The organism is Acinetobacter sp. YH12072, from assembly GCF_013419565.1.
Taxonomy (GTDB): Bacteria; Pseudomonadota; Gammaproteobacteria; order Pseudomonadales; family Moraxellaceae; genus Acinetobacter.
The window spans coordinates 24,276-36,579 of the sequence record NZ_VOZV01000005.1 but is presented as its reverse complement, the minus strand read 5'-3'; the positions used below and the strand labels follow the sequence as shown (position 1 = coordinate 36,579).

General features: G+C 43.8%; 11 protein-coding genes. 8 read left to right on the top strand and 3 right to left on the bottom strand.

Annotation, left to right across the window (positions count from 1 at the left end; translation table 11 throughout):
* The first annotated feature begins 60 nt into the window (after positions 1 to 60).
* A complete protein-coding gene (locus FTU19_RS03560; RefSeq protein WP_034701631.1) occupies positions 61 to 1,500 on the top strand; it encodes an amino acid permease in 1,440 nt (479 codons plus the stop codon).
* A gap of 54 nt (positions 1,501 to 1,554) precedes the next feature.
* Here FTU19_RS03560 and FTU19_RS03555 read toward each other — a convergent pair whose 3' ends face one another.
* Together FTU19_RS03555 and FTU19_RS03550 are read right to left on the bottom strand one after the other, a co-directional pair.
* Positions 1,555 to 2,007 (bottom strand): CopD family protein, encoded by a 453-nt coding sequence (locus FTU19_RS03555; RefSeq protein WP_179992879.1) that lies wholly within the window; start codon positions 2,005 to 2,007, stop codon positions 1,555 to 1,557.
* A gap of 23 nt (positions 2,008 to 2,030) precedes the next feature.
* A complete protein-coding gene (locus tag FTU19_RS03550; RefSeq protein WP_005234293.1) occupies positions 2,031 to 3,260 on the bottom strand; it encodes a beta-ketoacyl synthase N-terminal-like domain-containing protein in 1,230 nt (409 codons plus the stop codon).
* A 275-nt stretch (positions 3,261 to 3,535) separates the two neighbouring features.
* Between FTU19_RS03550 and FTU19_RS03545 the strand changes: the two genes are divergently transcribed.
* The 7 genes from FTU19_RS03545 to rimI all read left to right on the top strand — a co-directional run bounded on the left by FTU19_RS03545 (position 3,536) and on the right by rimI (position 11,459).
* Positions 3,536 to 5,038, top strand: a complete 1,503-nt coding sequence (locus tag FTU19_RS03545) for an EcsC family protein (protein WP_180130118.1) — start codon at positions 3,536 to 3,538, stop codon at positions 5,036 to 5,038.
* A gap of 155 nt (positions 5,039 to 5,193) precedes the next feature.
* The gene (rpsL, locus tag FTU19_RS03540; protein WP_004783283.1) at positions 5,194 to 5,568 is read left to right on the top strand and encodes a 30S ribosomal protein S12; all 375 of its coding nucleotides are present in this window, start codon (positions 5,194 to 5,196) and stop codon (positions 5,566 to 5,568) included.
* Positions 5,569 to 5,748: 180 nt separating this feature from the next.
* A complete protein-coding gene (rpsG, locus tag FTU19_RS03535; RefSeq protein WP_004783282.1) occupies positions 5,749 to 6,219 on the top strand; it encodes a 30S ribosomal protein S7 in 471 nt (156 codons plus the stop codon).
* Between the two features lie 131 nt (positions 6,220 to 6,350).
* Positions 6,351 to 8,486 (top strand): elongation factor G, encoded by a 2,136-nt coding sequence (gene fusA / locus FTU19_RS03530; protein ID WP_159123545.1) that lies wholly within the window; start codon positions 6,351 to 6,353, stop codon positions 8,484 to 8,486.
* A gap of 94 nt (positions 8,487 to 8,580) precedes the next feature.
* Positions 8,581 to 9,771, top strand: coding sequence for an elongation factor Tu (tuf, locus tag FTU19_RS03525; RefSeq protein ID WP_004781663.1), 1,191 nt, complete (start codon positions 8,581 to 8,583; stop codon positions 9,769 to 9,771).
* Between the two features lie 234 nt (positions 9,772 to 10,005).
* The gene (locus tag FTU19_RS03520) at positions 10,006 to 10,887 is read left to right on the top strand and encodes a metal-dependent hydrolase (RefSeq protein WP_180054089.1); all 882 of its coding nucleotides are present in this window, start codon (positions 10,006 to 10,008) and stop codon (positions 10,885 to 10,887) included.
* Positions 10,888 to 11,000: 113 nt separating this feature from the next.
* Positions 11,001 to 11,459 (top strand): ribosomal protein S18-alanine N-acetyltransferase, encoded by a 459-nt coding sequence (gene rimI / locus FTU19_RS03515; RefSeq protein WP_180002414.1) that lies wholly within the window; start codon positions 11,001 to 11,003, stop codon positions 11,457 to 11,459.
* A gap of 27 nt (positions 11,460 to 11,486) precedes the next feature.
* Here rimI and FTU19_RS03510 read toward each other — a convergent pair whose 3' ends face one another.
* Entirely contained in the window at positions 11,487 to 12,302 is an 816-nt protein-coding gene (locus FTU19_RS03510) for an arginyltransferase (protein WP_005234302.1), read from the bottom strand.
* Positions 12,303 to 12,304 lie beyond the last annotated feature (2 nt).

The window sequence follows — 12,304 nt, the reverse complement described above, 5'->3', positions numbered from 1 at the left end:
GGATTTCAGGAAGAAATCCGATCAGATGAGCGAGGGCCTGATGTGAAAAAGGAACCGAATATGAATACAGCCTCTTCTAAAGATGATGCATCATCATCTCCCCATGAATTACAACGTAAGCTCTCTAACCGCCATTTGCAGTTAATTGCCATTGGTGGTGCCATTGGTACAGGCCTGTTTATGGGTTCTGGTAAAACGATTGCACTGGCAGGGCCTTCAATCTTGTTTATCTACATGATTATTGGAGCCATGTTCTTTTTCCTGATGCGTGCATTAGGGGAAATCCTGTTATCCAATTTGCACTATAAATCCTTCATTGATATGGCGCATGACCTGATTGGTCCGGGGGCTGGCTATTATATTGGCTGGTCGTACTGGCTGGGCTGGATTCTGGTCGGTATTGCCGACTTAGCGGCAATTATCAATTATCTGAATTTCTGGCTGCCACCCGATATGGCTTTTACACCCATGGGACAGGCCATGATCAGTGCGGGCTGTGTATTGCTGGTACTGGGAATTAACCTGCTGACCGTGAAGCTGTTTGGTGAAATCGAGTTTTGGTTCGCCCTGATTAAAATTCTGGCGATTCTGGGCCTGATTGTGATTGGCGGATATATGATCTTCAGCGACTTCCAGGCACCAAGTGGATCGGCTGCCAGCCTGACCAATGTCTGGGCCTATGATGGTATGTTCCCTAAGGGCACAATGGGCTTTCTGGCTGGCTTCCAGATTGCGATGTTTGCTTTCGTAGGTGTAGAGCTGCTGGGTACGATGGCGGCTGAAACCAAGGATCCGGAAAAGAACTTGCCTAAAGCAGTGAATGCGATTCCTACGCGAATCATCCTGTTCTATGTATTGTCTCTGCTGGTGATTATGTCTGTAACACCGTGGGTAGAAATTCCTGCTGATCAAAGCCCTTTCGTGACCCTTTTCCTGCATGCGGGTATTCCAGTGTCAGCCATTATCATGAATCTGGTGGTGCTGTCTTCTGTGATGTCCTCCATGAATAGTGGCGTGTTCTCTACCAGCCGGATGCTGTTTGGTCTGGCACGTGATGGTCAGGCACCTCAGGCTTTGGCTGAGCTTTCAAGTCGCGCAGTTCCGGCTAAAGGTCTGTTATTTTCTTGTGCCTTTATTATGGCAGGTGCAGCTTTCCAGTACTTTGTACCGAACACGATGGAAGCCTTTACGCTGGCCAGCTCACTCTGTGTGATTCTATTTATCAGTATCTGGGGGCTGATTATGGTGTGTTATATCCGTTACCGTAAACAGCAACCTGAAAAACATGCCACTTCGACCTTCAAGATGCCAGGCGGAATCTGGATGTCCTATCTGGTGCTGATCTTCTTGTTCTTTGCCTTAGTTATTTTAAGTCTGGAAGCAGATACCATGAAGGCACTGATGATTAGTCCGCTGTGGTTGGTGATTCTGTTTACTACTTATCATACTTTGTATAAACCACGTCTTCGTAAACGTCAGCAAATTCTCTCCGGAGAATAAAGTGCAGACATAAAAAATCCCCGATCAATCGGGGATTTTTTATTTTAGGGAATTTTAGAAAGTAGGTTTTACCACCACTAAAATCACCACAGCAAATAAAATCAGCGTTGGCATTTCATTAAAGAAGCGCCAGAACTTGTGTGACTTGTAATGGGCATTTCCCATCAGTTTCTTACGATAATAACCACATACCAAATGGTAAATGACCAGCAAGCCAACCAAGCCGACTTTCAGATAGAACCATAAGGCTTCATGGTAATGACGCGTTGCATCACCCCAATCGACCAGAAAGTGTGCTGTGATCAGCGTGGCGACCATAGCTGGCCACATAATCCCGCGATACAGCTTGCGTTCCATAATTTCAAAGCGTTGATGACTTACGACATCTTCGCTCATGGCATGGTAGACATAAAGCCGTGGCAGATAGAACAATGCAGCAAACCAGCAAACCACAGCAATAATATGTAATGCTTTTACCCACAAGAAAGCATCAGAAGGAGCATCCATCAAGTCACCCTAAAATGGGCGGCTTAGCCTTCCCATTTTTTGAAAACGAGACAAGCATTTACGCCGCCGAAACCGAAACTGTTACTCATCACAGTATTCAATTTTGCGTCACGTTTTTCAAGTACGATATCAAATGGTTTTGCGCCTTCATCCAGTTCAGTCACATTGATGTTTGGTGCAATAAAGTCATTTTGCATCATCAGGATAGAGTAGATCGCTTCCTGTACACCTGCAGCACCCAGGCTGTGACCTGTCATAGATTTAGTCGAGCTGAGTGGAGGAACCTGACCTTCACCGAAGGCACGTGCCATAGCTTTAAGTTCAGTAACATCACCTGCTGGGGTAGAAGTACCATGTGTATTCACATAGTCAATTTTATCTACACCATGCTGTTTGGCTTCTTCTAGAGCCATCAGGATACAACGTGTTGCACCTTCGCCAGATGGAGCAACCATGTCAGCACCATCAGAGTTGGCTGCATAAGCTACAACCTCAGCCAGAATATTCGCGCCACGTGCCTGAGCATGTTCCAGTGACTCAAGCACCACAAAACCGCCACCACCAGCAATCACGAAACCGTCACGGTCTGCTGAATATGGACGAGAAGCTGTTTCAGGTGTGTCGTTGTATTTAGAGCACAGTGCACCCATCGCATCAAACAGCAGGCTTTGAGACCAGTGATCTTCTTCGCCACCACCGGCAAGCATTAGATCCTGTTTGCCTAATTGAATCAGGTTATAAGCATAACCAATGGCATCGGCAGAAGTTGCGCAGGCGCTGGTAATCGAGTGGGCAATCCCTTGTAATTTGAATGCCACACCGACGTTTGCTGTAATGGTATTCGACATGTTACGTGGTACGAAGAATGGACCAACTTTGCGTGCGCCTTTTTCTTCCAGCAATTTTGTCATTTCTACTACAGAAGCTGTCGAGTTGCCACCTGAACCACCCGCAATACCATAACGTGGATTATTCGCCAGATCTTCCTGCTTTAAACCCGCATGCTCAACAGCAGCCACAGCAGCATTATAGGCATACATCGCGCACACGCCCATAAAGCGTTTCAGCTTACGGTCAATACCATCAAAATCCTGTTCAGCAGCAGCGCTAACATGACTCTTGAAATTCAGTTCAGCATAAGTCGGATTAAAACGTGTTCCTGAAATCCCGTTTTGTAAAGAGTGATTCACATCCTCTAATGTATTACCAATGCACGAGTTAATACCCATACCAGTGATGACAACACGTTTCATCTACAGATCCTTATAGTTTATCTCTGGGGCAGCGGGAGATATTTGGCGTTGATAAGACAGCAAAATATAGCGCTGACCCCTATTTCACAATGCAGAACATCATAGCAGAAAGATTTTTGAAATCTTATGGCAAATGTTATGCCGTGTGACAGTAGGTTGAGTTTATAAAGTACTGTGTAGAGCTTTTACTAAATGAAACAGAATAAGGTTGAGATAAATGCTGACTACACCTAGTATTTATACCAAATACAAGCACGTGCATGCTGAGGTAAAAAATGGTAAATGCTAATAATAAACAATCTAATGGTCTGATTTCGAATGCCTTTGGAGTGGCGAAAAAGTTCAGTTCAACAGGTTTGGAACTGTTAAATCATGTTGCACCAGATTCTGTGACTAAAACCTTCAATACCGATCATGCTGTTGATGGCTCGGCAAAAGTCAAAAGCCCTTTTGCTTCAAAAAAATATGAAAATCCTAAAGACATGCTACGCGAACATCTTCCAAATGTTTCCCGTCAGCTGCTGGGCCGTCGTTTTAATACCGTGAATAATGTCGCGCATTTTGTTTCTCCCCAGCTGGCCGACAAAGTATCTGACTACTTTTATAATCACCTGAATCAATTCAGTAACCAGATGAGTTCGGTTGATGCCATTCTGAATGAAGCAGGGGCGAAGGATCTGGAAGAACTGACTCAGGATACTACGCGTTCACAACGCATTTCTCAGGCGTTTGCCGAACAAAATAAATGGATGGCGACGGTACAAGGCGCTGTAAGTGGCGTCACTGGCGTATTGGGAACTGCGATTGATATTCCAGCTTCTTTATTGATGGCACTGCGTACCATCTATCAAGTAGGACGTTCTTATGGTTTTGATCTGAGCAAGGAAGACGATCAGGAAATCGTACAGCATATCTTTAGACAGATTGATCTCAGTCTGATTGCAGAAAAACAAGCACTCTTGATGGGGCTTAAAGCGCTGAGCAGTACTTTAAAGACACATGACCTTTCCCAGTTGCAGACTATGCTTGGATCAAGCAACGATGTAGAAACACTGAAAAAATGGCTCAGCAATCAGGATGGCAGCATGAAGTGGGAATGGATGAACCATTTCCCAAAACTGTCTTTATTAGAACAGTTAACCAAATTGACTCCATTGGCGAGTGCAGGGATTGGCGCAGTCTATAGTCATCGCTTTGTGAATGATGTGAACCAGAAAGCTCAAGAAGTATTCTCGCATGCTCGTCAGTATCTACAACAGCATCAGGATCTAGGTTTGTCACCATACGCTGCCTATGAAAAAGCAGTTGATCTGCTCCAGCAAGCAGCACCGAAGCTGATGGAAAATCTTGATCATTCAGCAGCGGACAAAGATAAGCCAATTCTGGATAAAGAAATCCCAATTGAAGGCAATCAAACTATTAAGCAGGTCAAGCTGGTTAAGAAGGATCAGGAAAGTCTAAGCCCAGAAGAAGCTGAAGTGAAAAAAGATGAAAAAGTCAGTGAAGGTCTGGATGAATTGACCGATAAACTGGTTGAACATGCCGACGCTAAACAGGAACAAAAACCAGCTATTCCAAAAGATTCTTTTGATGCAGATGCAGCACTGGAAGAAGAGCTTGGCTTACAGGAAAATGACACAGAAATGTTACAGGCAGCCGCTGAAGAAGAGACGGATACAAACAATCCAGAAAACTCCGAGACTGTAGGCAAACAAACGCAAGCTGAGGAAACTACGGAAGATGTTACAAAAAATGCTGCCACAAAATCGAAAAAATAAGTGATTTTCGCCATAAAATAAACGCTTAAAGTCGAGATGCGATCGTGTTTTGCCTGACTCCGGCATATTGACCGATTTTGCATCTTGACATACAATTGCATGCCCTCAAAAAGTAGTATTTTTTTGGGGCTTTTTATTAACGGGAGAATTGCCACATGGCAACAACAAATCAGTTGATCCGTAAGGGTCGTACGACTTTAGTTGAAAAATCTAAAGTTCCTGCGTTGAAGGCTTGTCCACAGCGCCGTGGTGTTTGTACACGTGTTTACACAACTACACCTAAAAAACCTAACTCAGCAATGCGTAAAGTTTGCCGTGTTCGCTTAACTTCAGGTTTCGAAGTTTCTAGCTACATCGGTGGTGAAGGCCATAACCTGCAAGAGCACAGTGTTGTTCTTATCCGTGGTGGTCGTGTTAAAGACTTACCAGGTGTACGTTACCATACCGTTCGTGGTTCTTTAGACTGTGCTGGTGTTAAAGATCGTAACCAAGCTCGCTCTAAATACGGTACTAAACGTCCTAAGAAATAATCTTTCGAGATTAAGCTCTTAGTTCGCTAGAACTGCAATCCTTTATCGTCTCGCTTGTCTGATTTCTGCATTTAATTTTGTGAAAATTCAAGCGACGTGTAGTAAGGCCAGCGAATGCACACGACACTTTGTGCTACTGCTGGATTAACCTGAAGTGTCATATTTATAGGTAGTTTTAAAATGCCAAGACGTCGCGTAGTCGCTGCTCGTGAAATCCTTCCGGATCCTAAGTTCAGCAGCCAAACAATCGCTAAATTCATGAACCACGTAATGCAAGATGGTAAAAAATCTATTGCTGAAAGTATCGTTTACGGTGCTTTAGACCGCGTTCAAGAAAAATCTAAAGTAGATCCAGTTGAATTTTTCGAGACTACTCTTGAAAAAGTTCGTCCTATGGTCGAAGTAAAAGCACGCCGTGTTGGTGGTGCTACATACCAGGTACCTATGGAAGTGCGCCCATCCCGTCGTACTGCCTTGGCTATGCGTTGGTTAGTAGATGCTGCTGCTAAGCGTTCTGAAAAAACTATGGCTTTACGTCTTGCTGGTGAGTTGCTTGATGCAGCTGAAGGTAAAGGCGCAGCGGTTAAAAAACGTGAAGATGTGCACCGTATGGCTGAAGCCAACAAAGCCTTCTCTCACTATCGCTTCTAAGCGGTTAAAACAGCCCCTATTCAGGAGGATGATGAGCCAGTTTTCGCTGTTTTGTCATCGAATCGCTTTAAGTTGCCCAGCAGCTTAAAGCGTCCTGTTTTAAACAACAAAATTTAGGAATGCAAGAAATCATGGCTCGTCAAACCCCAATTTCTCGTTACCGTAACATTGGTATCTCAGCGCACATTGACGCTGGTAAAACAACGACTTCTGAACGTATTTTGTTCTACACAGGTGAGAGCCACAAACTAGGTGAAACTCACGAAGGTTCGGCAACTACGGACTGGATGGAACAAGAGCAAGAACGTGGTATTACCATTACTTCAGCAGCTGTAACATGCTTCTGGAAAGGTATGGGCAACCAGTTCGAACAACACCGTATTAACGTTATTGACACCCCAGGACACGTTGACTTCACAATCGAAGTTGAGCGTTCTATGCGTGTTCTTGACGGTGCGTGTATGGTTTACTGTGCTGTAGGTGGTGTACAACCTCAGTCTGAAACTGTATGGCGTCAAGCGAACAAATATAAAGTTCCACGTATTGCGTTCGTTAACAAAATGGACCGTACTGGTGCGAACTTCTTCCGTGCGGTTGAACAAATGAAAACTCGCTTGGGTGCTAACCCAGTGCCAATCGTTGTTCCAATCGGTGCTGAAGAAAACTTCCAAGGTGTTGTTGACCTTATCGAAATGAAAGCGATTATCTGGGATGAAGCATCTCAAGGTATGAAGTTCGAATATGGCGACATCCCAGCTGACCTAGTTGATACTGCTAATGAATGGCGTACAAACATGGTTGAAGCAGCTGCGGAAGCATCTGAAGAGCTTATGGACAAATACCTTGAAGAAGGTGATTTGACGAAAGAAGAAATCGTAGCTGGTTTACGTACGCGTACGCTTGCAAACGAAATTCAACCGATGATGTGTGGTTCGGCGTTCAAAAACAAAGGTGTTCAACGTATGTTGGACGCAGTAATTGAATTCCTTCCAGCGCCGACTGACGTTGAAGCAATCAAAGGTATCTTAGACGACAAAGACGAAACTGAAGGTTCTCGTGAAGCGTCTGATGATGCACCGTTTGCTGCGTTAGCGTTCAAAATCATGAACGACAAATTCGTTGGTAACTTAACGTTCGTACGTGTTTACTCTGGTGTTCTTAAAGCGGGTAGCCCGGTTTATAACCCAGTGAAAATGAAACGTGAGCGTATCGGCCGTATCGTACAGATGCACGCAAATGACCGTCACGACATCGAAGAAATTCGTGCGGGCGACATCGCGGCATGTGTAGGTCTTAAAGATACAACGACTGGTGATACATTATGTGATGAAAACCACGTAATTACACTAGAGCGTATGGAATTCCCAGAGCCAGTAATTGCACTTGCAGTTGAGCCTAAAACTAAAGCTGACCAAGAAAAAATGTCAGTTGCTTTAGGTCGTTTGGCGAAAGAAGATCCATCGTTCCGCGTACGTACTGACGAAGAATCTGGTCAAACCATCATTGCTGGTATGGGTGAGCTTCACCTTGACATCATCGTTGACCGTATGAAACGTGAGTTCAACGTTGAAGCAAACATTGGTAAACCAATGGTTGCTTACCGTGAAACGATCAAAAAATCTGTTGAACAAGAAGGTAAATTCGTTCGTCAAACAGGTGGTAAAGGTAAATTTGGTCACGTATACGTACGTCTTGAGCCAATGGACCCTGAATCTGGTAAAGACTACGAGTTCGCTGAAGAAGTTGTCGGCGGTGTAGTACCGAAAGAATTCTTCGGTGCGGTTGACAAAGGTATCCAAGAACGTATGAAGAATGGTGTCCTTGCTGGTTACCCAGTAGTTGGCATCAAAGCGACATTGTTCGACGGTTCTTACCATGATGTCGACTCTGACGAATTATCGTTCAAAATGGCGGGTTCTTATGCCTTCCGTGACGGTTTCATGAAAGCAGATCCTGTTCTTCTTGAACCAATCATGAAAGTTGAAGTAGAAACTCCAGAAGACTACATGGGCGATATCATGGGTGACTTAAACCGTCGTCGTGGTATGGTTCAAGGTATGGACGATCTTCCTGGCGGTACTAAAGCAATCCGTGCTGAAGTTCCACTTTCTGAGATGTTTGGTTACGCAACTCACATGCGTTCTATGTCTCAAGGTCGTGCGACTTACTCTATGGAATTTGCTAAATATGCTGAAACTCCACGTAACGTGGCTGAAGGCATCATTGCTAAGTTCCAAGCTGGCGGCAAAAAAGGTGACGACGAGTAATCTTTCGATTACTATATTGCCTAACTAAATTTATAGTTAAAATCTAATACTCATGCAGGTTTACTGCATGAGTAATCTACAAAGGAAGATGAACATGGCTAAGGCTAAGTTTGAACGTAATAAGCCACACGTTAACGTGGGCACAATCGGTCACGTTGACCATGGTAAAACAACTTTAACAGCTGCGATTGCAACTGTATGTGCTAAAAAATTCGGTGGTGAAGCGAAAGACTACGCTGCAATCGACTCTGCACCAGAAGAAAAAGCACGTGGTATTACAATTAATACTTCACACGTAGAATACGATTCTCCAACTCGTCACTATGCTCACGTAGACTGCCCGGGCCACGCCGATTATGTTAAAAACATGATTACTGGTGCTGCTCAGATGGACGGTGCGATCCTTGTATGTGCTGCGACTGACGGTCCAATGCCACAAACTCGTGAACACATCCTGCTTTCTCGTCAGGTAGGTGTACCTTACATCGTTGTATTCTTGAACAAATGCGACCTTGTAGACGACGAAGAGCTTCTTGAACTGGTTGAAATGGAAGTTCGTGAACTTCTTTCTACTTACGACTTCCCAGGTGATGACACTCCTGTAATCCGTGGTTCAGCACTTGCTGCACTGAACGGTGAAGCTGGTCAATACGGTGAAGACGCAGTTGTAGCTCTTGTTGAAGCGCTTGACTCTTACATCCCAGAACCAGAACGTGCAATCGACCAAGCATTCTTGATGCCAATCGAAGATGTATTCTCAATTTCTGGCCGTGGTACAGTTGTAACTGGCCGTGTTGAAACTGGTATCATCAAAGTTGGTGAAGAAGTTGAAATCGTGGGTATCAAAGACACAGTTAAGACTACTGTAACTGGCGTTGAAATGTTCCGTAAACTTCTTGACGAAGGCCGTGCTGGTGAGAACTGTGGTATCTTGCTTCGTGGTACTAAACGTGAAGACGTACAACGTGGTCAAGTACTTGCTAAACCAGGTTCTATCAAACCGCACACTAAATTCGATGCAGAAGTATACGTACTTTCTAAAGACGAAGGTGGTCGTCACACTCCATTCCTTAACGGTTACCGTCCACAGTTCTACTTCCGTACAACTGACGTAACTGGCGCGATTTCTTTGAAAGAAGGCGTTGAAATGGTTATGCCTGGTGACAACGTAGAAATGTCAGTAGAACTAATTCACCCAATCGCAATGGACCCAGGTCTACGTTTTGCGATCCGTGAGGGTGGTCGTACAGTTGGTGCTGGTGTAGTTGCTAAAGTAACTGCATAATCGCTGATTGTGTGAAAAAAGCGTCCCTTTGGGACGCTTTTTTTATATCTGTAAATTCAACCTACTCATTTTCAAGCATATTTAAATTGTCTAACAATATATTTACAAGCTGTCCTTAAGTGATATTTCACTGACCTTATCTACCCTTATGTGAAAAATTCAACGCAGTAATATAACTATAAGAATTTTAATAATTAGATTTCAGCTCTATATAGAACTGATGGGAGTAAGTGTATGAATGCTCAAGTGAAAATTACCAATCGTGCAGGCGCAAGTTTTCCGGTACGTCGTATGAGTTTTGATTTTGATCAAGTGCCAGAATACTGGATGAATGGTTCAGCAGGACTGACTCACTTTATGACTGCACTCTCTGCATTATTCCCGGCAGGCGAAAAATTCTTTATTGATTCTGTTCGCGCTGTACGTCAGCACCCAGCAATTAAAGACAATGAAGCATTGCAAAAAGAAATTTCTGCCTTTATTGGTCAGGAAGCCATGCATACCCAGGAACATGTTGGCTTTAATGCCTCAGCGCAACGCCATGGCCATGATGTTGATACGCTAGATCATTATACTGACCGAGTCATTCAAACTGCACGCAAAATCTTTGCGGCAGTCGGTAAGCCAGTTGGTATTACCCAGGAAATGGTCGACCTCACTGCGACGACTGCACTAGAACATTTTACTGCGACCATTGCATCTCAGTTACTGACCAATCAGCATATTCAGGAACTGATGAAAGATGACACCATGAAAACCATGTGGCTCTGGCATGCAATTGAAGAGAATGAACATAAGGCCGTGGCCTATGATGTATTCGAAGGTGTTTTCGGTAAAGGTTTAAAATCTTATCTACTGCGTACCACTTCACTGGTTGCAGCGATGGTCACGCTATTCTTTGTACAAAGCTACTTCGTATTGCGTTTATTGAAAGAAGACCGTCAGTTAAGTCTTGGAGCTTTAAAAGAAATCTATACTTATGGTTATAGCCCATCTAAAGGAATTATTACCGGTATGGGTAAAGAAATGCTGATGTACTTTAAACCTGGTTTTCATCCAAATGATCATGACACCCATAGCTTATTACAAAGCTGGAAACAAAAACTGGGCCTTTAATTTAAAACTAGATTAAAAGACTGAAGAGCAACCTAAGTTGCTCTTTTTTTTGCTCGATTTTTTAAATAAAGTTTCTATAATGCGGAGGTTAATTCTAGATAAGATGAACGAAGATGATTCGTTTGATGCAAGCTGCGGATGTACCAGCCGTTGCCAAGATTGAAACCAAAGTACAATCCCATCCCTGGACCTTTAAACAATTTGAAGATGCTGTTACTGCCTATCAAAGCACTGTGATTGAACAAGCAGGGCAAGTCGTAGGGTTCTGCATTTTACAGCCGGTGTTGGATGAAGCCAATTTATTACTGATGGCAATTGATCCTGCGCAACAGGGCAAAGGTTTAGGTTATCAGTTGCTAGATGCCTCAATTGCATTATTGAAAAATAGTCCAGTACAAATCTTTCTGGAAGTACGGGAAAGCAATACTGCTGCAATTAAACTGTATGAAAAAACCGGTTTTCATCAGATTGATCTGCGCAAGAACTATTATCCGAATTCGAATGGCACTCGGGAACATGCCATTATTATGGTGAAGTCCTGTACTGATGATTTTGCCAGCCTGTTTAAATAATATTCCAGCTCTTATTTGACGACTAAATTACTTGATGATGGGATTATTCCATCCGCTAGGCAAGGTCGTCATCAAGGAGTTTCCCAGATGTTCAATCTCCACAGGGGTAAGGGTGCGGTTTAATCGGCGCCATTGCCCGTCAATCAATAATTCAAGTGGCAGGTATTGAGACTTGTAGTTCATTTTGGCTGAATGTGGCACCCAGTAGCCCAGATAAACAAACTGTAAGCCAAGTTTTTGAGTGTGCTCAATCTGTTTCAGAATCGCAAAGGCACCAAGGGAACGGCGGTTCTCATCAGGATCAAAGAAAGTATACACCGCTGAAACGCCATCATCGAGCAGGTCACAAGTCGATACACTGATGAGACGGTCATCTTTCCATAATTCCAGAAAGAAACTATCGGTACAGCTTTGCAGTAAAAACTTTTCGAACTGGTCACGGCTAGGTGGATACATATCACCATCTGCATGACGTTCATTAATATAACGTTCATAGAGGGCGTAATGTATATCTGTGGCCTGTTCAGGATGGGTAATTTTAACCGTCAAATCCTGATTACGTTTCCAGGCTTTTTTTTGCGAGCTGTTCATTTGGAATTCATGAACAGGAATACGTGAAGATAAACATTGACGGCACAGGTGGCATTCAGGCCGATAGACAAAATCACCACTACGACGGAAACCGGTACGAGAAAGCTCGGACAGCGTCACTACATCAATACGGTGCGCTGGATCAAGAAAAACCATGCGCGCGGACTTGTTGGGCAGATAGCTACAGTCATGCGGCGGCGTAATATAATACTGTAAATCGTTCAGTAGGGACTGTGGTTGATAAGAGTTCATAA